Here is a 21,437-nt window from a genome sequence, read left to right on the forward strand (position 1 = left end):
GGAGGGAACAACAGCGTACGAATATCCAGCCCACCGATTAACCACGTCAGACACGGGTGCTGTCAACCGTTGCGGTGAAGCCTTGTCGCAGCAAGCACACGGCGCTGCCGCTGGTGCGGTAACTATGTACCACCCGCGTCATCTGGCCGGTCATTAGTCTCGAGTCTCAATTTACCGGTGCACCGGACGGTGCCCTGAACGAGACCCGATGATGCCTGCTCCCCTGCCTCCGCTGCTGTTCCTGTCCTTTCTCGATTCCCCCGGATTGTGGCGTGAACTCGGCAATGTCCATCACTTGTCCACCGCTGACTTCCAGTGGCTGAGCCACGTGCAACTGGCCACCCACGCACTGCGCAGTCAGCAAACCCCGCCCATGCTTGCCCATCGAATCCTGCTCAACACCGACGATACGCCTGCGGTGCCTCTGGCCGGCAGCTTCATACTCAGTGCCACCCCCGATGATCGCGGCGTCATGTTGTACACCCCCTTCGACGGGCTGAAAAAACATGCCAGCCTCGCCAGCCTGACCGCACACCTGGAGGAGCGCCTGAACCGTGTCACCGAAGATGATCGGCTGCTGGCGTTGCTCGCCCTGTCACAACGCAAACGGCTGGTCGAACGACGCGCTGTCAGCGTGACCTATCAGCTTGTCGAGGGCGATATCTTCGAAGATCAACGCGCTGCCATCGATCACTGCCTGCGACTCAACGCGCAGGCAATGCACGATGAATTGATGCAACTGCCCGAACTGGAAAGCCTGCTCCAAAGCATACTCGACGCACTCCTGACGCCGACGATGCCTGGCGTCGACCAGACCCGCACACGCGTGAACCTGTACGCAACCGGCGCAGCAAACGGCCCGGCATCGAGCGACCGTCCTTCACTGGGCGGGTTTGAAGCGCTGTCACTTGGCGATGCGCTGCTTTTGCACTACCGCCACGCCGGATGGCCGGTTGGCCAGACCCATGAGTTTTCGCACCCGGACCGGACAGTCCAGGCCAGTGATCAGCAACACTGGGAAACAGCCATTACCACGGCGTCGGGCAAACTGTTGGTGTGGCTGTATCAACAAATGGAGCGTTACTGGAATGGGCCCAGCGCTGACGGAGTCTCGCGGCGCAGCGTATTGGCGCAGATCATTCGACAGCAGGCGCTGGCAGACTTTTTGCTCAAACGCGAGGCTGGCATTATCGAGCAGCACACCTTCGACAGCCTGCTGACCTCGTTGGGTTTCAGTGACGGTCCGGCACGCCGCGCGACGCTGGAAACCGTACGTTTGTGGGAGCATCAGGCAAACTTCGTGGAGCTGGCCGGCGCGTTGATGATCAGCCATTCCGACAGCTGCCTGTATACCCCGACCCACGGCTTGCAGGTACTGAGGGATTACGAAGATCTCAAAGCCATGCTGCTCGGCAAATTTGCCAGCCCCGGGCACGAAGACGAACTCTACGGTCTGTTGAATCTCGACGAGCGGCAACGCTTTCTCGGTTTCGACAAGCCGCAGGTTTCCGGCCAATCGATTGCCGGAGATGTTTTCAGCGTGCTGCTCGAGTTGATCATCACCAAGCAGCGACAGAACATCGACTACGCCTTGCAGTGGTATCGGCACAGCGACGGCGCCGTAGATATTCGCGCACTGTTCGACAAGGCCCTGGACATCCGTTCGATGCTCCACGAGCGGCTTGAGACCCTGGATGCCCACGGGCGCTGGAGCACCCGGCCGACGCTCGCCGGCAACCAGTTACCTTCAAGGGTGCTGGCGGATACCGCCGCGGCCGAAGTGCGCAAATTCGACAGCATCATGCCCAGCCTCGCCGCAGACTTTGCCGCCCAACCGCTGACCGTCACGGCGCTGCAGCGCACCTACCTGCAAGGAATCGCCGCGAAGCTGGCGCACGCCCTGGCTGTCGGCATAACAGCCGAAGCACGGCTGAGCGTCCTGAATGGCACGCTGAGCCGCCATGAGCAAGCGCTGGTCGACACCGTGTTCAATCCGGATCAACCGGATCGCGGCCGCCGCAAGGCACTCAACGGTTTTCAGCCGGATGCCTGGTCATTGACGTTGCAGGTCGCCGGGCAGAGCGAAATGCTGCCGCTGGCCAACTGCGTCCTGCTCACGGAACGCGGTGGCCGCGATACGCAGCACTCGGGACGCGCGATACTGTGGACACCAGCCCTGGGCCTGGAAGTCTTCCGTTCGATCGAGCATGCCAGACAGGTGTTGGACCAGCGGCTGGTGGATCCGCACAAACGCCTGATGCTGCTGGATAACCTCTTTCCCCGGCACCAGGGGTTCCATCAACACTACACCCTGGGACAGTGGCAATTGATCAGCCGCAGTGTCCTGCAGGATCGGGCCGACTCGGCGATCGAACAGTTTCTTCAGCGCTGTGAACAGGTACGGGGCCGTCAATGGCCAAAGCCGCGGGAAACTCAAATCCTCAGGACGTTGAGTGAGCACGTCGTGGAGACCAACCTGCAGCGCGCCACCGCTCTGGCGCGGGCGATCGGCAAACAGCATTCGTTGCCTGCCTGGCTGGGCATGGCCACGCTTGAAGCGCAGCAGTTGCATCTGGAACTGCTGGAACAGTGGCGCCACAGCGTCATTGACGATCAGGATTATCTTCACGCGCTGCCAACCGTGCGTGACTATATCCGGCAGACGCTTCAAACGTTGTTGAAAAGCCGCTTGCAGAGGCAGGATCTTGACCCCGAGCAAATCATCGTCACTCCGGCACTGGCGCTGATCGGGCCGGCGATGAGCCTGACCGATTTCGCCCTGAACCATGCGCATCTCGCACAGAACACGGCATTCACCCTCCGCTCGGGCACTGACCGGGCGCTGCCGACAGGGCTTGATCAGCAAGCAGTCAGGAGCCTGCTGCTGTCCCTGAATGTTGCAACAACGTTTGCCGATAAAATCACCTCAGCGTTGTCCGCCAGTGATGTCGCCGCTGAACAACGCAAACAGCGTTTCCTGCGCCAACTGCCTTGGCAATTGCTGCAGCACGCCCATCAGTTACAACTGCAACAACGCTTGTCGTCGAAAGCCTTCGGCTTGATTTCTCAGGTGTTCGACATGCCCGACGCCGTGGCCCGCGCGACCGTGCCAGGGGCCGACGCCATTGCCCGGCCCCTGGCGCTTGTCAAGACTGCCGGAGCATCAGCGGTCAAGGCACTGGCGCTGTACTTGATCGGACCTGCGGGAAAACCCGGCCCCCAGGTGTTGTATGCGCCCTACCACGGTGAAAACGCTTTCAGTGAATTCGAGGATGAGGCGGCAGTGATCGCCGCGCTCAATACGCCGGGCTCACTGCAGGACCTGTTGCTGCGCCGCTTGCCGGAAACTCAACGTTCGATCTTCAGCGCGTTGTTCAACGCGAGCAGCGGCCAGACGAGCGAGATGACCCTGGCCACCACCCCGGTCAACGGTAACTGGTTGCTGCAGTTGTTCGACGACAACCTGGCCTTGTTGCCAAGCTTGCTGAGCGGCCATTCAATGCCGTCGGCGCAGACGGACTGGGACACCGCGAAGCACCTGTTCAGTTCCGGCATCCAGTTGGTCCGGGGCGTGCTGCCGGGCAAACTCGCCTGTGCGCAGTTTCTCTGGCAAAGCTACAAGGATTTCAAGGGCTCGGCCGAAGCGTTGCAGGATCACCACTGGAAACGTGCGCTGGAAACCTTTACCGCCGGCGCAGCGCAAATGATCAGTCTTGGGCGGCTGGCTCTGGAGTCACGTCTGGAATCTCAAGACCCGATGCTGCCGCAACCGTCGCAGCCAACCGCGCCGAGCGCCCCCGTCCTTGCGCAGACCAAGCCGACCGATCCGCAGCGCACCGCGTTGCAGGCATTCGAAACCTCGAAGATCGCCCTGAAGGATCTGACCCACAATGCTGCCGAGGGCACGTATCAGGACCTGAAAACCCAAGCGACCTACGCCCCCATTGCCGGCAAAGTCTATCCCGTGCAACGGCCGGGAGCCGTCTGGCAGATCAAGGGCGCCGGCCAGCCAGGTCCGGTGTTGCAGCACACCGCTTCCCGGCAGCTGGTGCTGGACCCGGATCGCCATACCGTGCATTTCGGCAAGACCCTGTCGAAGATGGTCAACCATTACACCACCCATCGCCAGGCCCGCTACATGCTGAATATCGAGGCGCAAGGCATGGAAGAAATCCGCGCCCGCCATCCGGAAAAAGCACACATGTTGATCGAGGCAATTGATCTGGCCCGGCATTACGCGTTCAACAGCCTGCACAATCTTGTTCAGCTACGAAACGATGTGCCGGGCACCCGCCTCGATACTTTTCTCAAGTCTTTTTTTGACGTGCAACAGATTGATGCCGAGATACTGCGCAAGTTGAAGCAGTCCATCGTGCCGATCTGTGATGCTCTGGTCGATCCAACAGAGGACCTGTTGAATACCCGACGCTTTGTGGTCGGCTCGAACAGACAGCCCGATTCGGGTGTAATTGCCTTCGTACTGGAGGGCGATCTACTCAAGAAAGTCCATTTCACCGAAAAGTTCTTCAATCAAGAACTGGAATGGTACAACACGGGGCTGACCGAGCCCTTCAATGTCGAAGGGCATGCGCGGGCAGCGACGCTGATCCACGAGTTTTCCCATCAGTTCAACAAAACCGTAGACATTGCCTCCCTCGAAGCACGGCGTCCGTTTGCTGATTTGATCGCTACGGTGACCGGTTATGGAGCGGACCGCAAACAGGTACAGACACGATTTCAGCGTGAAGCACTGTCACTGTCCACGCCCCGTGAAGAGCTGTTTTCACGCTGGAGTCATGACGCTCAAGAGTGGCTGGATATCGACAAGATCGAGGGCATGAATCATGTACGCAAGGAAATTCTCAAGATCACACGTACCGCGAATCTGGAAGACGCGCGAACGGCTTTTCTCAACCCGACCAACCCACATCCACGAATCGACACCATATTACGCAATGCCGATTCGATCGCCTTTCTGATCTGTGAAATGGGCCGTCAGCTTGATCCGGTGCCACAAACTCACCCAGGACTCGACTGAAGCAAAAAAAATGCGCAGGCGGTTGGCCTGCGCATTGTTTATCGCGAGTTGAAATCAGTCTTTCTGGTCACGCAGGACATTGCCCGAGGCACCGTCGATGCGGAATTCATACACCGAACCATCGGCCTTGCGTCCCTCACCCTTCCAGTAGCCGTCATTGTCGGCCTCGATTTCATAGATTTCGACGTAACCGGCCTTGGTTTTCACGATCTCGATAGCCTTTTCGATGGTGACCCAGCCCGCACCGGGACGGTCAGCCATGGCAGCACCGGCACTGAACAAGGCGGCGGTGGCGATTGCAGCGGCCAAGGTTTTTTTGATCATTTTTTCACTCCATTTGTGGATGATGTTCGTCTAACGTCCTGTTTTTGGGCGCCACACGGAAAAATAAGTTCCACTTTGATGGGCAATTGCCATGACGGATGTTCTCGGCACCCGACCCGCAAGGTTAGAATGCAGCAAATCAGGACGAGTCAATGACCCAAGAATCTCTCTCGGAAGCCGAATACGATGCAATCACCGATGCCGCCGCGCACTGGTGCATGCGTCTGCACGCCGCAGACTGCTCCGCCGAAGAGCGTCTGGCTTTCGAGCAATGGCGCGATGCGCATCCGCTGCATGCGTTCGAATATGACGCCATGCTGGAAATCTGGGACGTTGCCGAACACTTGCCCCGTCCGCAGGCGCTGCCGGAAGTACCGCTGAATAAACCGGTTCCCGCCTGGCGTCGCTATGCAATGGCGGCGAGCGTCTGCGCACTGGCCTTGCCACTGGCGGCGTACAGTGGCTGGAATCTGGGCTGGTTGCCCGACAGCTATCAGCACTTCGAAGCCACCGACAATGTCCGTCAAGTTACCTTGAACGATGGCAGTCAAGTCGAACTCAACCTCAACACCGAGCTGACTTTCAGCAATTACAAGGACCAACGCCGAGTCACCCTGAAAAAAGGCGAGGCGTTTTTCGAAGTCAGTCACGACCTCTCCCACCCGTTCGTGGTCAGGGCCGGCGAAGGCAAGATCCGCGTGACGGGTACCCGTTTCAATGTCTGGCTCTACGAAGATCAGGTACGGATTAATCTGATCGAAGGCTCGGTGCTGGTAACCAGCAACGCCGCACTGCCCGGCGATGGTCTGCGCCTGGGGCCCGCCATGCAGGCGCAGTACCGGCATGGCGACTACATGCCACAGATCAGTCAGACCTACGCCAACGACAACGCTCTGGCCTGGCGCAATGGCAAACTGGTGCTCGACAACCTGGCACTGAATGAGGCCTTGCCGCTGATCAATCGCTACCTGAGCAAACCGTTGAAACTGGCTGACGCCAGTACCGGCGCCATCCGTGTCGGCGGTGTCTACAACGTCAAAGAACTCGGCGGCCTCGTCAACACCCTGCCCAAGGTGTTGCCGGTCTACCTGACCCGTAACACCGAGGGTGATCCGGTGATCAATTCGATGCCGCGGCAGCCGCCGAAAACCTGAAACCGGACACCACCTGCCAGGGTGAACCCGGAGCAATAAAAAGCCGCTGTCCCCATTCAGGGAACAGCGGCTTTTTTGTTCAGACTGACTTACTGCGCAACCACCTCAGCGCTCTTGCCCGCCACATCGCGAACGGTCTGCAATTGATACTGCGGGTCAGCAGCGATCTGCTGTTCAGTGAATGGCAAGACGCTCCACTGTTTTTTCGAAAACGCCTGGGTCTGATCCCGGGAATATTTCGACTCGGGGTCGCTCGACAGCGAGAACGCCAGCAGCCCTTGAGCATGCGGGCCTTTGTCATCAAAGCTCACCACTTGCAGATAGCTGGTACCGCTGATCACTTCGAGTTTGCCGTCTTCACGCGGCACACTCTGGATCGCGTTGTAGATTCCCAGCGTCCCGGGCCCGCCGTGGATCGCAGTTTGTTGAGCGCCGTTGCTCACCACTTGAATATCGCCCCAGCGGGTTTCAGGTTTGAGCCCCATTTTCTGCGCGGTGGCGGCCGACGTCAGCAGCGCTTCATGCAGGGCCTTGCTCACGGTCGGTTGCTCGATCGCCAACCCGCGTGGCGTATGTTGCGGGTCTTTTGGATCGAACGGCACCCGCCAGATATCCGGCGACGCTTGCAGCGCCTGCATGATGTTCTGGAAATGCACCAGACCGATGCCCGAATCCAGATTCGCCCGGCCATCCCAACCCTTGAGGCTGACGCAAACCGGCTTCAACGCCGCCGCGTCTGCCCCCAGATCCGCAGCGCAGAACTTCAACAGATCGGGCAGCACCTGGGTTGCCAGATAAACGTTGTCGTCCATTACCATCTGCTGCAGATCCTTGACCGCCAGCGGCCCCTTTTTGCCCAGCGCACTCAGACGCTCCAGCGCAAATCGCGATCGCAGGCCCAGTGGTTGGCCATCCTGACTGATCAGTGGCGAGAACCCGGTCAGCGGTTGTGCCGGGTTGGCCAGCCACGCGGAATCGTTGGAGTGCTGGACGAAGTCCTTGCGCAACAGTTGCGGCAGCTGGCTGGCGGCATAGATGCCCTTCTGCGCCGCTTGCGGATCGATATCCCAGGCGCAAGCGCTGTTGGAACCGTCGAGCACGATCATCTGCAAACCGATGCGCGGGTCGCTGCACTTGGCCAGTTTGTCGGCGCTGACGTTCGGCACCACCGACAGGTTCATGTACAGCGTTTGCCCCTTGTCATCCACGGCCAGCGTGTTGACCCACGGGATGCCCTGGATCTTGTGCACCGAATCCTGCAGGGCTTTGAGGCTTGACGCCTGGTTCATCGCGTACCACTGCGTCAGCACGCGATCATTGTCCAGATTGGCGTCGCGCAGGCTGTAAGCGTACTGATGATCCCAGTCGAGTTTGCCCGGCCACTGAACAATCGGGCCGAACTGCGAGCTGTAGACATCGCGCGAAACCGGCACCACTTGGCCATCCGCCTGTTTGACCTGCACGGTGACGGTCTGCTTGTCCAGCGGCAGCGATTTACCGTCGAGCAGGTAGCGGGTCGGATCTTTCGGGTCGAGTTGCAGGCGATACAGGGTGAAGTGTTTCGATGAATCGACCGTGTGGGTCCAGGCCAGATGCTGGTTGAAACCGATGTTGATCATCGGCAGCCCCGGCAAGGCGGCGCCCATGACGTCCAGTTTGCCGGGGATGGTCAGGTGCATCTGGTAAAAGCGCATGCCGCCGACCCAAGGAAAATGCGGGTTGGCCAGCAACATGCCGCGTCCGTTGAATGAGCGTTCACTGCCGACCGCCACGGCGTTGCTGCCGCGATCCAGAGCGAAGCGCTGCAGGCGCGCGTCCGCCAACTGATAGGCCTTGGCACTGCTGTCGAGCTGCGCCGTGGCCTGCGGCGGGGTCGCGCCCGCCAGGGCTTCGGCGAACTGCCCGACACCGCCCTCGACCAACAAGCGCCGAGTAAGCTTCACCAGATCTTCGGCAGCGATATCGCGCACCCACTCGCCCTGGCACTGTTGCGGCAGACCTTGCTCACGGCGTTCGGCCAGATAGCGGTTGTAGCCGGCGGCGTAGCCTGCCACCAGATCGCGCACCTGCGCCGGTTGCGCGTCCCAGAAGGCTTTCACCGCTTCGGGGGTGTTGAGCCAAGTGAAGAACAGGTCGCTGATGCGATTCTCGCGTTGTTCGACGGTGAACTGATGCGGCCCGAAATAGCGCGAGCGCTGACCGTTGACCGTGACAATCTCGTTGGCCAGTAAGCACAGGTTGTCCTGCGCGTAGGCGTAACCGATGCCGAAACCCAGCCCGCGCTCGTTCTCGGCGCGGATGTGCGGCACGCCAAATGCGGTGCGGCGGATATCGGCACTGGCTGGCGTGGCGGGACTGAATGCATGGGCCGACAGACTGAGCCCGAGAAACGCGCTGGCGAGGGCCAGCCCGGTTAACTGCCTGGAAATAATCACACTCGCTCCTGATCGATAGGACACGGTTCGGCGCGTGCTTTGCGCAAGCTTCGAACTCGGTCTGAAGTTGACGCCTGCGCCTGGGCGCAAGGTGGCTGTTCAGGAAACGAATGCAGCAAAAAAATATTTAGCCCGTTTGCCCAAGGGACAAACCGCCGATGACGGGAAAACAACGAATAACCGACAAAATTTCTACATATTTCCTTTCATGATTTGTCGTGCTGAAACGTCTTGTTTACTGAGAGCAGCCAAAACGTTTCCTGAACAGGCTCTGCAAAGGAGTAACCCATGTACAACTCGCAACTACCAACGGACGGTAGCCAGGCGTCACAAGGAGCTTCCATGAGTCCCCGCGCGAGCAGTTTCGCACCCAGCCCCGAACGCCAGGGCAATGAGCGCATTCGCCTGTTGCTCAAAAGCTTCGGCCTGCGCACCAGCCTGATTCGCCTGAAGGTCATCGACGCGCTGTTGGTCGCCGCGCAAAACGATCGACGCCTGGGCGTGCGCGGTGTGCACAGCCAGTTGCTGGACCTGGATATTCCGTTGTCCTTTCTCAGCGTGCGCGAAGTGTTGAAGCGTCTGTGTGCCGAAGGGGTTGTCACCTTCAACCCGGACAAGAGTTACAGCCTGCATCCACAGGCTGCTGCCGTGCTCAATCACGATTGAAGCGTCCCGCGATCGCCGTCAGGGTTTGACCTTGCGGCGCATCACCCCGTTGATCACCACCACGACCACCGCCACACCGATGGCGATGTACTGGAACGTCTTCTCGCTGATCATCCCGGCATTTTGCAGCCACGACAGGCCGAGCATGATCGCCAGCACCGACAGCGCGATCAGTATCGAATATTTCAAACGTTGCTTCTGGGTCATTGCGGGTTCCTGAACCTTTCAAATGTATCCGGTTTGTATCCGGTTGCATGCCATGCACATACCGTGTTGCGGGGATGGGCTTTGATAAACGCGGTCTCATGTTACAGCCGATGAAGAGTTTTGGCTTCATGACGGCGTAACCATGAGGATTTTTGAAATGTTCCGTCGAATCACCTGGCTGATTCCCGTCCTTGCCGTACTGACCCTGAGCGGCTGCATCATTTTCCCCCACGGCGGCTGGCATGACGACCACCATCGGTACCAGGAAGGTCCCGGTTATTACCAACATCGATAGGCGATGACTCCCCCGCATAAACGTTAAAAACTGTGTTTCCGGAACGACCGCGCCTGCTGAATAGCAGGCGCTTTCTGTCTCTAATCTGACCTGCTCGTGTAAGACGTTGATCAAGCTTTTGTAGGACTCTTCGAGCTGCAACGATTTGCGCATTTTTGATATTTCTGGTCACACCCGTCTGGTGTAAATCCCCCTTCCCTCCGCTCTACTCTCTGCGCCCCTGAAGCCCAACCAGACGAGCTCATCCGCGCATGCAACGAACACTTATCGATATCAGCCCCGGACAAGTCATCGGCTTCTGTCTGGCCGTCTCCCTGTTTGAACTGCTGACCTACATGGCCAGCGACCTGATCATGCCGGCAATGCTGGCCGTTACCCTGGAATTAGAAGCAGACGCGCGGCATGTTCCCTACGCATTCAATCTGTACCTGATCGGTGGTGTCTGTCTGCAATGGCTGATAGGTCCACTCTCCGACCGTTTTGGCCGGCGGCGGCTGCTGTTGAGCGGGTGCCTGTTGTTCGGCGTGGCCTGTGCCGCGACCTTCGGCACCAGCAGCATTGAAGCGTTCAACCTGCTGCGGCTGATGCAGGGGATGGGCCTGGGCTTCGTTGTGGCCGTCAGTTATCCGGCCCTGCAGGAAGTTTTCCGTGAAGCGGATGCCGTGCGCTTGATGGCACTGCTGGGCAATGTGGCCTTGCTGTCGCCGCTGCTCGGGCCATTGCTTGGCAGCCTGCTGCTCGAATGGCTGAGCTGGCGGACGCTGTTTCTCGGCCTGGGCCTGGCGGCGGCCGTTGCCTGGCTGGGGCTGTATGTCTGCATGCCCGAAACCATCGACGTCATGCGCAACGACGGCCAACAACAGGCACCCGTGGCGTTCAACGCACGGCAGGTTGGACATCGCTATCTGACCCTGCTCGGCAACCGCCACTTCCTGTACGCCAGCCTCGCACTGGGCTTGATGAGCCTGCCGCTGATTGCCTGGATCGGGCTGTCGCCGCTGCTGCTGATGCAGTTGCTGGGCCTGTCCTCGCGCGAATACGGGCTGTGGCAGATCCCGATCTTTGGCGCCGTGATTGTCGGCAATCTGATCCTCGATCGTTTGCTCGCCAGCCACTCGTTGACCCGGGTCATTCGCATTGCGCTATGGCCACTGTGCCTGGGCCTGACCGGATTGATCGGCACAGCCCTGTTCAGCACTGCGCTGCCGCTGTTGATTGCCAGCCTGTCGCTGTATGCCATTGGCCTGGGCATGAGCAATGCAGCGCTGTACCGGTTGGCACTCTTCGCCAGCGATGACAGCAAGGGCCTGGTTTCCGCGACCATCGGCATGCTCTCGATTGTCGTAATGGGCACGGGCGGTTCGCTGATAGCCGCTGTTGGCGGTGCCGACAGTCTCGAGGGTTTCGCCCTGTGCGCGGCACTCGCTGGTTTGCTGTGCCTGCCGCTGATCCGGCGCTTTGTGCACTTGTCAAAGCAACCCAACCTTGCACCGGCTACACCTGAGGAGGCCCGCTGATGCACCTTTTCCCTCACAGTGACGCACTCTGTGCATCCCCGGCCGCCTACTGTGCGGACTCGTTGGCGCCCGGTCTGTTTGATCGGGCCATGCTCGAAATCACCCGTTTTCACATCGAACAGACCCCAGGTTATGAGCATTGGCTAAACGCCAATGGTATTGCAGCCAAAGACCTCGAAACCCTGGAGGACTGGTCGCAGCTGCCACCGATTTTCGCCAATTTCTTCAAACAGCATTTGCTGCTCAGCCCCACGGGCGAGGACGCGCTGGAACTGACGTCCTCCGGCACCAGCGGGCAAAAAAGCCGCATGCGTTATGACGCGCGCAGCCTGGGTGCGGCGCAGTACATGGTCGAGCGGATCTTCGCGCAGTACGGCTGGATTACACCGCATACGCCCTGCAATTACCTGTTGCTGAGCTACGAACCCCAGGCGCGAATCACCTTGGGCACATCGTTCACCGATCAGTTTCTGTGTGGCTTTGCCCCCGTCAATCGGGTGGTGTATGCACTACGGGCCGACGGTGACGGCCATCGCTTCGATCTGTTCGGCGTGATAACAGCCCTGCAAGCCTTTGCTGAAGAAGGTTTGCCGGTGCGCATCTTCGGTTTCCCGGCCTTTCTCTGGGAAACCCTGCAACGCATGCGCGCCACCGGCGTGACGGATCTGCAACTGCCGGCTGGATCGCTGGCGTTTTTTGGCGGCGGCTGGAAAACCCGTGCCACCGAAGAAGTCCCCAAGCAACAGCTGTACGCGCGGATCCAGCAACAATTGGGCATTGATGCCAAAGACTGTCGCGATGGCTACGGCGCCGTCGAGCACGCGGTGCCTTACATCGAGTGCGCCCACCACCATTTTCATGTGCCGGTCTATTCGAAAGTGTACGTGCGCAGCCCCGTGGACTTTTCGGTCCTGCCCTATGGGCAGTGCGGCCTGCTCAGCCTGGTCTCGCCTTACATCTCGTCAAGTCCCGCCCACGCGGTGGTCATGAGTGACCTCGCCACGCTGCATCCCGCTGCAAGTTGCGGCTGCGGTCTGGCGAGCGACTGGTTCCAACTGCAAGGCCGTGCCGGCACGGCGGCCGCGCGAAGCTGCGCCATGGCCGCTTCGGAATTCCTGGGGAAACACTGATATGTACTTGATCAACGGAAAACTGCGCGGCGATTGCGATCTCGACAGTGCGTTGCAACAACTTTACCCGCTGCTGCCAAACCGGCTGCAGACGCCCCTTGAGACCTCCACTTTACTCACCGCTGCGCAGGCGTTCGCCGAACGCCTGCAACATCAATCTCTGGCGCTGTCACTCGACACCGGCCAGCGCCAAACCCTGATCGACTTTTGCCAGCCAGCGACGCTGCAGGCCAAGCTGGATCATGAGCTGGGCCTGCAACCCGACTCCCTGCGCCGCATCGACTATCGGCAGTCGCGTTTCGAGCGCTGGAGCCCTCTGGGACTGGTGGTTCACATCACGCCGGCCAACGCGCCGTTGCTGGCGTTCTGCGCAGTGCTGGAGGGCCTGTTGAGCGGCAACGTCAACTGGCTGCGGCCTAGCAGCAGCGACGGCGGACTCACTGCGCGCCTGCTCCAGAAGTTGCTGGAATGTGACCCGAGCGGGCAACTCGCTGGTTACGTCGCGGTGTTGCCGACAACGACCGGACAAATCGGTCAGTTGTGCAGACACGCCAACGGGGTCTCCGCCTGGGGCGGCGAAACCGCGCTGCAAGCCATCCGCCAGCAGATCCCGCCAGGCTGTCGCTGGATCGACTGGGGTCACCGCATCAGCTTCGCCTACCTGACCCCGGATGCGGCATCACCCGCCGTCCTCGATGCCATTGTCGATGAAGTCTGCCGCCTCGATCAGCAAGCCTGCTCCAGCCCGCAATGGTTGCTGGTCGACAGCGACGATGTGAGCGTATTGAACGATATCGGGGCGCAACTGGCTGCCGCGTTCGAGCGTCGCAGCGGGCACTGGCCGGCGCTCACCCCGACGCTCGAAGAAGCCTCACAAATCACCACCAGTGCGGCGATGGCGCGGCTGGGGCAAAGTTTTGTCGGGCAGACCGGCCGGGTCTGGAGTACGCCGCGCTGGCGGGTGATCTGGAGCCATGACCGTCAGCTCGAACCTTCTGCGCTGTTTCGCAGCCTGCTGCTCAAACCCCTGCCCCGCGAACTGCTGGGTACTACGTTGTTGCCGTGGCGCAACGTACTGCAAAGCTGTGCCTTGCTGTGTCCCGAGGCGCAAATCGCCGAACTGGCGCAGATGCTGATCGCCGCCGGTGTGACCCGCATCGCCCCGATTGAAGCCATCCACGACGGCTACGACGGCGAACCCCATGACGGTGTCTACGCCTTGCAGCGCCTGAGCCGTCGCGTGTCGGTCAGCCTGCCGCCGGACGCGCTGGCGGGGTGTGCCACGCTTGACCGCCAGCCTCCTGCGCCAGCGCTATCGGGGGTGTCGATCATGGACAAGGCGACATTTGCAAGTCAGCCAGCGAACGCCAAGGCGCAACTGTACTTTCGGTCCGGCGGCAGCAGCGGTACGCCGACACTTTCCGCTTTCAGTTACCACGATTTCCAGCTTCAGATGCGTGCCACTGCCGACGGCCTGCTCGCGGCCGGCCTGGATCCGGCGCAAGACAATGTCATGAACCTGTTCTTCAGCGGCGGGCTGTACGGCGGATTTTCAAGTTTTGCCAAGGCGCTGGAACAACTGGAGGCCCGACACTGGCCCATGGGCGCTCCAGCGGATGACGATTACCGGGAGATCGCGCAACTGATCGTGGAACAACGGATCACGGTGCTGATCGGCATGCCCAGCACCGTGCACCGGTTGTTTCTCAATGAACAGCAGACGCTGCAGCGCTACGGCGCCATCGACAAGGTTTTTCTCGGTGGCGAGCACGTGAGCGCGCCCACCCGCGAGTTGTTGCAACGCTGCGGAGTCAGGCTGATCCGGTCGGCGATTTACGGCAGTGTCGATGCCGGCCCGCTCGGCCATGCCTGCCAGTTCACGGCAGACGGTGTGTTCCACCTGATGAGCGACATCCAGCACCTGGAAATCGTCCATTTCGATCAGGACGCGCCGGTCGATCACGGTGAGTCGGGGCGTCTGCTGGTGACCTCCCGGGCGCGTCAGGGCCAGTCCGTGCAGCGCTATGACATCGGTGACAGCGGACGCTGGCTATCCGGCCCATGTCCCTGCGGTCTGACCTCACCGCGCTTCGAGCTGCTGCAACGGCACGGCAAATTGCTGCGCATCGCCACTGACTTCATCTCGCTGGCAACGCTGGAGCAGCGCCTGCAAGCGCCGTTTCAACTGATCCTCGACCACGGCCCTGACGGCCGGGAACGCATGCGACTGCGCAGCCCACTGGAGCCGGCTCAGGCCCATCTTCAGCTGCAAGGCTATCAGACGCTGAGCACGCTGGTGCAGACCGGACTGCTCACCGTAGACGTCGAGCAATGTGCCGTTGCGCAATTTGCCCGAAACAGACACAGCGGCAAGACACCGTCCGTGATTGATTCACGCCGCTGAAAACGGGGCGCCTGCTGGCGCCCCACCGCTCCTTTCCATACGAAACCACCATGAACACCACCACAGATTTGAATGCCTTGCTCGATTTTGCCCGCCGACATTCGCCTTATTACCGTGATCACTTCAAGAACGTCCCAGTCCCCATCAACGGTTTGAACGAGCTGCCCCTGGTCGATCCCGGGCAGTACTGGCACGGCAGCCAGTCCCTGCAGCAGTGGTCGGCGTTGACTGGCCCGACCGCGGATGCGCTGGTGTTTCAGACCGGGGGGACCACCGGTTCAGGCAAACTGTCGCTGTTCACCCGCGGCGAATGGCAAACCCTGACGCGTGATTTCGGTAGCCACCTCACGGCACAACTGAACCCCGGCGACCGGGTCGCCAATCTGTTCTTCGTCGGTGACCTGTATGCCAGCTTCATTTTCGTCCACGATGCCCTGGCACATGTCGAGACACCCGTCAGCGAGTTTCCGTTCACCGGGGCCGTCGATAGTGCTGTACTGGCCAGGTCGATCGTGGCGAACCGGATCAACGTGCTGGCTGGCGTGCCGGCGCAACTGTTGAAATTTGCCGCCTGGCTCGAGCGCCGGTCGCAGGTTCTGGTGGGTGTCGAGACCCTGCTCTACGGTGGCGAGAGCCTGTTCGAAGCACAGTTGCAAATGCTGCGTCGGGTGCTTCCGAATGCGCGTATCGCCTCCATCGGTTACGCCAGCGTCGATGCCGGATTGATCGGCGTCAGCACTCGCGATTGCGCTCTGGGCGAACACCGAATGCTGGAGCGCCACAGCGTGCTGGAGATCATCGATGAGGTGAGCGGTACTGTCATCGAAGAATGCGACCGTAACGGCAAACTGGTCATAACCAATCTGACCCGTCGCCTGATGCCCGTCCTCCGCTATCCCGTCGGCGATCTGGCGTGCTGGCGTGAACCGCCCGGCACGCCCATGCGCAAATTCGCGCTGATGGGACGCAGCATGAGCAGCCAGCGCGTACGGGTGGGCGTTTTGAGTCTGGACATGCGTGACATTAGCGATCTGGTGCAAAGCCTCGGTAACCGCGCCGACTGGCAATTGGTCATCGAGCAACAGGGAAAAAAAGACCTGCTGAGTCTCAGATGGGTACCCGACAGGCACATGACTGATATCGCCCAGACCAGCGCAAACCTGCGCAGCACATTGATCGAGCAATATCCGTGGATCGAGAAGCTACACGGCGAGCAATTGCTCGATCTGCATGTGATCGCCTGCGCCAGCGATGAACTGACGTGTCACCCACGTTCCGGCAAGCATCAGCGGGTCGTGGACCGGCGCGACTATCAGACTCCGTGCGAGCAGCAAGCCTGATGGCCAAGACCCTCCTGCGGCGTTATCGCATCACCGACGCACCGGCAGTCAGTGGCCTGTTCGAAGCCATTTACGGCACTCGCTATCCTCAACCGCATGTGTATCTGCCGTGCATGATCAATCAGAACCACAGTGACGGGCGCTGGCACTCGCTGGTGGCGGAGGTAAACGGGCAGATTCGCGGGCATGCCACCCTGTTTCGCCGGTCAGGCAGATCCTCACTGGCAGAACTGGCACTGACGGTGGTACATCCGGATACCCGCGGGCAGAACATCGCCACACGGTTGGGCCGGCAATTGCTGATTCATGCCCAGGCCCTGGATTGCCGGGGCGTCACCATCAAGCAGGTTACGCACCATCCGTACACTCAGCGTATGGCCGCCAGTCTCGGCTTTCACAGCTGCGGTCTGTTGCCGGATTACGCCGCTTCGCCCTTCGAAGGACAGGACCGAGAGAGCATCGTTGTCGGCCACTACGACATCGAGGGTTTTCGACGCCCGCTGCCCGCGCTGGCCTGGCCAACGGATTGCGGCGAATTGGTGTCGCATCTGGAGGGGGCGTTTGGTACCACCGACAAAGCGGCGCCCTGGAGCGGCCCGAAGGTCCATGTCGAACACGCCTCGGGGCGCTATGACATTGTGCTCAAGGAACTCGATGACAACCTGCTCAGGCAACTTGAGCGACTGCCGGTGCAATGGCTGGTTTCGCTCAGACTCAGGCTCGCCCAAGGATTTCCCGGCTCACTGAGCCAACTTGCCGATGTGGGTTTCGCTTTCACCGGAATCGTTCCCGATGAGCGTAGCGAAGGCTGGCTTGGGCTGTTTCATCGCGGTTACCAGCCGTCAACGCTGACATTGCACTGTCCGCACATGCAACGCTTGCAGGACCAGGTCCGACAGGTCGGACAAATGCACCGAGGCTGAAAAAACGGCCCGCCCACAAAATGGGCGGGCCGTTTTCAAGATTCAGGCCTTGGCTTTGACACCTTGATCCACAGGTTTCGGCGCGTTGCCTTCACCGTAGGTTTTCAGGTTCTGCAGCACGTAGATCGCCTTTTTGAATTCGGGGATCAGGTTCTTGCCGTAAGCGTTGCCATTGAGGCCATTGCTCTGGATCGCGTCGAGCTGGGTCGCGAAATATTCCAGTGCGTTGAATTTGGCATCGACGTCTTTGGTCACGCCGAACCGGTCGAACTTGTCGCCGGCATTGAGCAAGGTGAACGAGGTGATCTCGGAGATCAGCCCGCGGCTGCGCAGGAAAACGCTCAGATTGCCCAGTTGTTTGACGGAAGTGTTCGACGGGTCGAAGCCCTTGATGTTCTTGCGCAGGCCCTGCTTGTCCATTTCTGCGGTGTTCAGCGCGTTCGGATCGTTGCCGACCATGGTCAGCATCTGCTGCACCTTGACGCTCTGACTCACCTGCTTTTTCGCGCCCGTATTGCGAACCAGCACCCCTGCCTTGCTTTCCCAACCACCGACAATGCCGATCGTCATGAGAAGACTCCCTGTGAAATAACCATGAAATGTCCTTGGTGACACTTTGAATGACGCGAAGTATCTAACGGCCAACTAGTGGCACCAACCCTTTTAGTGCAGTCGCTTACAATTTCTGTACATTCTCGATACAAATCACCGCAAGCTCACTATCACTGGGCTTCATGGCAGTTTGACGATGGCTGGCGATGCTTTTTCCTTACCGGTTAAACAGGCGGTCAATTCATTTGTATCAGGATCAATACGCCCCTTCTGTCAGCCCGAAACTTTCTTGCACGAAAGTACCTAAAGCTTCCCCGCTCGCCGACGATACGCTGGTGTAACCCCGCCGTTTTTCCCTCGACCCCACAATAAGAATCGCAGCTCAAGGACCGGTCTCCATGCCCGCATTCCGCACCATCCAGGCTCGCTACACGTTATTTCTGGTTCTGTTCATCCTGCTGCTGTCGGTGCTGACCGTGGTCGGTATCAGCCAATTGGTCGCACCCAAGCTGCGACATACCGAAGAACAGGTGGTGCTCAATCGCATCGCCGAAGTCGCCGAGCAGATTCAGGGCGAACTCAATAAGGTTCAGTCGCAGCAACGCAGCATCACCCAGACCATTCCGCTGCTCGACAGCGCGGCCATCGACACGGTGTTGCCGGGGCTGGTGGATCAGTACGGCGAACTGAAAGTGTTTGGTGGCGGGATCTGGCCGTTGCCGGGCCAGCGCGAGGCCGGGCGGAACAAGTTCAGCACGTTCTGGCACCGCGATGCCTCGGGCAAACTGGCGGTGAACACCTTCTGGAACAGCGACGCGGCGCCGAACTACTACGATCAGAGCTGGTACAAGGGTGGCATGCAGACCCCGCGCGGCCAGTGCGCCTGGGCGGCCGCCTATAAAGACGATGCGAGCGCCGAGCCGCGCACCAACTGCGCCATGGCGATCCAGAAAAACGGTGCAGCCTGGGGCGTATCGACCATCGACGTGACGCTGGGCTTCTTCAATGATCTGGTGGCGCGCAAGGAAAAAGACCTCAACGCCGAAATGCTGATCGTCGAGGCCGACGGCAAGATCATCAGCAACAGCTCGCGCATCAGCGGCCCGATCGTGCTGAAGAACATCAGCGAACTGGCCGCTGGCTCGACTTTCGCCAGTCAGGTCAAGGCCGGCCTGCAAAACCGTGATCAGGCGCAACGTGTCGAGTTCGACAACAATGGCGAGGCCAGCACGTTCTTCATGCGCCCGATCGAAGGCACGCCGTGGTTCCTCGCCACCGCCCTGCCAACGAAAATGCTCACCGCCCAGCGTGACGACGTGCTCAGCAGCCTGAGCCTGCTGCAGATTCCGCTGGTGATTCTGCTGGTGCTGTTGCAGGTGTATGCGATCCGCCAACTGGTGTCGCGGATGAAAGCGCTCAAGGCCAATATCGACTCGTTGTCCAGCGGCGATGCCGATCTGACCCGGCGCATCACCATCCGCGCCGAAGATGAACTGGGCGCCATCGGCCACTCGGTCAACACCTTCATTGCCTACCTGCAGAACATGATCGGTGAAGTGACGCAGGCCACCGGCGCCATGGCCTCAAGCCTCGATGATCTGCAACGCACATCGGCCAACACCAGCCAGATTCTGCTGCGCCATGCATCGGAAACCGATCAGACCGTTACCGCCATCACCGAGATGAGCTCGACGGCTGAAAGCGTCGCGCAGAACGCCGCAGAAACCGCAGCGTTCACCCAGCGCGCCAACGAAAACGCCGACCGCTCGCGGGTGGTCGTCGGTGAAGCCACCAACAGCGTGGTGGCCTTGATCGATGAAGTGGCCAGCGCCACCAAAAAAGTCGAGAACATGCAGCAGGACGCGCAGCGCATCACCGAGATTCTCGGAGTGATCGGCGCCATCGCCGGCCAGACCAACCTGCTGGCGCTTAACGCCGCCATCGAAGCCGCCCGGGCCGGTGAACAGGGTCGCGGCTTTGCCGTGGTGGCCGACGAAGTCCGCGCCCTCGCCGCCCGCACTCAGGCCAGCACCTCGGAGATCAACGAAATGCTGACTCGCCTGACCCAAGGCGTGAGCTCCTCGGTCAGCGCCATGGAAAACACCCAGGCCAGTTGCCAGTCCGCCGCCGACGCCACGGCGCGGGTCAACTCGGGTCTGGATGAAATGGCCGGCTCGGTCAGTCACATCAACAGCCTCAGCACACAGATCGCCACCGCTGCCGAGCAGCAGAGCGCAGTCACCGAAGAGATCAATCGCAGCATGGTGCAGATCCGGCACATGGTCGAAGAACTGGTGCACAGCGGCCAGGCCAGCGAACGCAACACCCACCAGCTGCTGGAAGCCAACAACCGGGTGAGCGCGATCATGGGGCGGTTCAAGGTTCGTTGAGCCTGACAGATTTGTAATCTTTCACTCAGCAGGCTGTCAGGCTTGATCAATGATCATCCTGCCAGCCTGTCTTGTATCAACTTGAAACACACCGTTGATGCCCGGCAGGATAATCCGGTCAAAATGCTTTCCTTTTTGATCGTCATCCGAGCCGAGAATCCATTATGCGAACCTCCCTGCGACTGGCCGCCCTCAGCGCCCTGCTCCTCTCCTCCCTGGCCCAGGCGGCCGACCTGATTCCGATCGAAGTCCATCGCGATGCCAATTGCGGCTGCTGCAAAAAATGGATCAGCCACCTCGAAGCCAACGGCTTCAAAGTCGAAGACCACGTCGAAAGCGACATGAGCAGCTTCAAGCAGCAACACGGCGTACCACCGCGCCTGGGCTCGTGCCATACCGCGCTGATCAATGGCAAGTTCGTCGAAGGCCACGTGCCGGCTGAACAAGTACTGGCCCTGAGCAAGCGTGACGATCTGTTGGGTATCGCCGCACCGGGCATGCCCATGGGGTCGCCGGGCATGGAAATGGACGGCATGAGCGATGCCTATCAGGTGATCGGCCTGAAGAAAGACGGCACGGATGTGGTAGTGGCGGACTACCCGGCGCATTGATGGCTGCCGGTTACCTCGGGCTGTTCGCGGCGGCGTTCGGCGCTGCGACGCTGCTGCCGCTGCAATCGGAAGCGTTGCTGGTCGGCCTGATCGCCAGCGACCGTTACTGGCTCTGGGGTCTGTTAGGCGTGGCGACGCTGGGCAATGTCCTCGGTTCGCTGGTCAACTGGTGGCTGGGGCGTGGCCTCGAACGGTTTCAGGATCGACGCTGGTTTCCGGTCAGCGCGAAACACATGGCCACCGCGCGTAAACATTACGAGCGGTACGGCCACTGGTCACTGCTACTCAGTTGGCTGCCGGTGATCGGTGACCCGCTGACCCTGATCGCCGGCGTCATGCGCGAGCCACCCGGGCGCTTTCTATTGATCGTCACCCTGGCCAAGGGCGCGCGCTACGCGGTGGTGGCGATGCTGACCCTGGGCTGGCTCGGTTGAACATTCTGCACGCAGCG

Annotated in this window: 16 protein-coding genes; 12 read left to right on the plus strand and 4 right to left on the minus strand. The window is 60.2% G+C overall.

Translation table 11 applies throughout. The annotated features are described in order from the left end of the window. Window positions 1–211: 211 nt before the first annotated feature. A complete protein-coding gene (locus L6D63_RS03890; RefSeq protein ID WP_236170275.1) occupies window positions 212–5,038 on the plus strand; it encodes a DUF6543 domain-containing protein in 4,827 nt (1,608 codons plus the stop codon). A 54-nt stretch (window positions 5,039–5,092) separates the two neighbouring features. Here L6D63_RS03890 and L6D63_RS03895 read toward each other — a convergent pair whose 3' ends face one another. Then, on the minus strand, window positions 5,093–5,362 hold the full coding sequence (locus L6D63_RS03895) for a PepSY domain-containing protein (RefSeq protein ID WP_047294224.1): 270 nt from the start codon (window positions 5,360–5,362) through the stop codon (window positions 5,093–5,095). Window positions 5,363–5,514: 152 nt separating this feature from the next. On the opposite strand from L6D63_RS03895, the gene L6D63_RS03900 reads away from it, so the two are divergent. Further along, a complete protein-coding gene (locus tag L6D63_RS03900) occupies window positions 5,515–6,516 on the plus strand; it encodes a FecR family protein (protein ID WP_047294222.1) in 1,002 nt (333 codons plus the stop codon). Between the two features lie 89 nt (window positions 6,517–6,605). On the opposite strand, the gene pvdQ is transcribed toward L6D63_RS03900, so the two are convergent. After that, window positions 6,606–8,951 carry a bifunctional acylase PvdQ gene (gene pvdQ, locus L6D63_RS03905; RefSeq protein ID WP_131670364.1) on the minus strand — a complete coding sequence of 782 codons (2,346 nt, stop codon included), beginning with the start codon at window positions 8,949–8,951 and terminating at the stop codon, window positions 6,606–6,608. 288 nt (window positions 8,952–9,239) lie between these two features. Between pvdQ and L6D63_RS03910 the strand changes: the two genes are divergently transcribed. Continuing rightward, window positions 9,240–9,617: a fe2+ zn2+ uptake regulation protein gene (locus tag L6D63_RS03910; protein ID WP_047294218.1), complete on the plus strand. Its 378-nt coding sequence runs from the start codon at window positions 9,240–9,242 to the stop codon at window positions 9,615–9,617. Window positions 9,618–9,635: 18 nt separating this feature from the next. On the opposite strand, the gene L6D63_RS03915 is transcribed toward L6D63_RS03910, so the two are convergent. Beyond that, window positions 9,636–9,824, minus strand: coding sequence for a hypothetical protein (locus tag L6D63_RS03915; protein WP_041067099.1), 189 nt, complete (start codon window positions 9,822–9,824; stop codon window positions 9,636–9,638). Between the two features lie 157 nt (window positions 9,825–9,981). On the opposite strand from L6D63_RS03915, the gene L6D63_RS03920 reads away from it, so the two are divergent. The 6 genes from L6D63_RS03920 (at window position 9,982) to L6D63_RS03945 (ending at window position 17,433) form a co-directional block, all read left to right on the plus strand. After that, window positions 9,982–10,119, plus strand: coding sequence for a hypothetical protein (locus L6D63_RS03920; protein ID WP_177327908.1), 138 nt, complete (start codon window positions 9,982–9,984; stop codon window positions 10,117–10,119). Between the two features lie 251 nt (window positions 10,120–10,370). Next, entirely contained in the window at window positions 10,371–11,636 is a 1,266-nt protein-coding gene (locus L6D63_RS03925) for an MFS transporter (protein WP_131670363.1), read from the plus strand. Then, on the plus strand, window positions 11,636–12,766 hold the full coding sequence (locus L6D63_RS03930; RefSeq protein ID WP_131670362.1) for a LuxE/PaaK family acyltransferase: 1,131 nt from the start codon (window positions 11,636–11,638) through the stop codon (window positions 12,764–12,766). The genes L6D63_RS03925 and L6D63_RS03930 overlap by 1 nt, the downstream gene beginning before the upstream one ends. A gap of 1 nt (window position 12,767) precedes the next feature. After that, complete coding sequence (locus L6D63_RS03935; RefSeq protein WP_131670361.1) at window positions 12,768–15,170, plus strand: aldehyde dehydrogenase family protein; 2,403 nt, start codon at window positions 12,768–12,770, stop codon at window positions 15,168–15,170. Between the two features lie 50 nt (window positions 15,171–15,220). Then, window positions 15,221–16,510, plus strand: a complete 1,290-nt coding sequence (locus L6D63_RS03940; RefSeq protein WP_131670360.1) for a phenylacetate--CoA ligase family protein — start codon at window positions 15,221–15,223, stop codon at window positions 16,508–16,510. Beyond that, the gene (locus tag L6D63_RS03945) at window positions 16,510–17,433 is read left to right on the plus strand and encodes a GNAT family N-acetyltransferase (RefSeq protein WP_131670359.1); all 924 of its coding nucleotides are present in this window, start codon (window positions 16,510–16,512) and stop codon (window positions 17,431–17,433) included. Before L6D63_RS03940 ends, L6D63_RS03945 begins: the two co-directional genes overlap by 1 nt. 42 nt (window positions 17,434–17,475) lie before the next feature. Here L6D63_RS03945 and L6D63_RS03950 read toward each other — a convergent pair whose 3' ends face one another. Beyond that, window positions 17,476–18,003 carry a hypothetical protein gene (locus tag L6D63_RS03950; protein ID WP_047294205.1) on the minus strand — a complete coding sequence of 176 codons (528 nt, stop codon included), beginning with the start codon at window positions 18,001–18,003 and terminating at the stop codon, window positions 17,476–17,478. A 380-nt stretch (window positions 18,004–18,383) separates the two neighbouring features. Here L6D63_RS03950 and L6D63_RS28920 point away from each other — a divergent pair, with 380 nt between their 5' ends. The 3 genes from L6D63_RS28920 to L6D63_RS03965 all read left to right on the plus strand — a co-directional run bounded on the left by L6D63_RS28920 (window position 18,384) and on the right by L6D63_RS03965 (window position 21,420). Next, on the plus strand, window positions 18,384–20,375 hold the full coding sequence (locus L6D63_RS28920; protein WP_041067073.1) for a methyl-accepting chemotaxis protein: 1,992 nt from the start codon (window positions 18,384–18,386) through the stop codon (window positions 20,373–20,375). 164 nt (window positions 20,376–20,539) lie between these two features. Next, entirely contained in the window at window positions 20,540–20,986 is a 447-nt protein-coding gene (locus L6D63_RS03960) for a DUF411 domain-containing protein (RefSeq protein ID WP_095135615.1), read from the plus strand. Then, window positions 20,986–21,420, plus strand: coding sequence for a YqaA family protein (locus tag L6D63_RS03965; RefSeq protein ID WP_047294201.1), 435 nt, complete (start codon window positions 20,986–20,988; stop codon window positions 21,418–21,420). The genes L6D63_RS03960 and L6D63_RS03965 overlap by 1 nt, the downstream gene beginning before the upstream one ends. Window positions 21,421–21,437 lie beyond the last annotated feature (17 nt).

Source organism: Pseudomonas parakoreensis (assembly GCF_021602155.1).
Classification (GTDB): Bacteria; Pseudomonadota; Gammaproteobacteria; order Pseudomonadales; family Pseudomonadaceae; genus Aquipseudomonas; species Aquipseudomonas parakoreensis.

What these genes read in the sequence shown, in the direction of transcription:
- L6D63_RS03890 (WP_236170275.1), top strand. Translation starts at nt 212, where the DNA reads ATGCCTGCTCCCCTGCCTCCGCTGCTGTTCCTGTCCTTTCTCGATTCC.
- L6D63_RS03895 (WP_047294224.1), bottom strand. Translation starts at nt 5,362, where the DNA reads ATGATCAAAAAAACCTTGGCCGCTGCAATCGCCACCGCCGCCTTGTTC.
- L6D63_RS03900 (WP_047294222.1), top strand. Translation starts at nt 5,515, where the DNA reads ATGACCCAAGAATCTCTCTCGGAAGCCGAATACGATGCAATCACCGAT.
- L6D63_RS03910 (WP_047294218.1), top strand. Translation starts at nt 9,240, where the DNA reads ATGTACAACTCGCAACTACCAACGGACGGTAGCCAGGCGTCACAAGGA.
- L6D63_RS03915 (WP_041067099.1), bottom strand. Translation starts at nt 9,824, where the DNA reads ATGACCCAGAAGCAACGTTTGAAATATTCGATACTGATCGCGCTGTCG.
- L6D63_RS03920 (WP_177327908.1), top strand. Translation starts at nt 9,982, where the DNA reads ATGTTCCGTCGAATCACCTGGCTGATTCCCGTCCTTGCCGTACTGACC.
- L6D63_RS03925 (WP_131670363.1), top strand. Translation starts at nt 10,371, where the DNA reads ATGCAACGAACACTTATCGATATCAGCCCCGGACAAGTCATCGGCTTC.
- L6D63_RS03930 (WP_131670362.1), top strand. Translation starts at nt 11,636, where the DNA reads ATGCACCTTTTCCCTCACAGTGACGCACTCTGTGCATCCCCGGCCGCC.
- L6D63_RS03935 (WP_131670361.1), top strand. Translation starts at nt 12,768, where the DNA reads ATGTACTTGATCAACGGAAAACTGCGCGGCGATTGCGATCTCGACAGT.
- L6D63_RS03940 (WP_131670360.1), top strand. Translation starts at nt 15,221, where the DNA reads ATGAACACCACCACAGATTTGAATGCCTTGCTCGATTTTGCCCGCCGA.
- L6D63_RS03945 (WP_131670359.1), top strand. Translation starts at nt 16,510, where the DNA reads ATGGCCAAGACCCTCCTGCGGCGTTATCGCATCACCGACGCACCGGCA.
- L6D63_RS03950 (WP_047294205.1), bottom strand. Translation starts at nt 18,003, where the DNA reads ATGACGATCGGCATTGTCGGTGGTTGGGAAAGCAAGGCAGGGGTGCTG.
- L6D63_RS28920 (WP_041067073.1), top strand. Translation starts at nt 18,384, where the DNA reads ATGCCCGCATTCCGCACCATCCAGGCTCGCTACACGTTATTTCTGGTT.
- L6D63_RS03960 (WP_095135615.1), top strand. Translation starts at nt 20,540, where the DNA reads ATGCGAACCTCCCTGCGACTGGCCGCCCTCAGCGCCCTGCTCCTCTCC.
- L6D63_RS03965 (WP_047294201.1), top strand. Translation starts at nt 20,986, where the DNA reads ATGGCTGCCGGTTACCTCGGGCTGTTCGCGGCGGCGTTCGGCGCTGCG.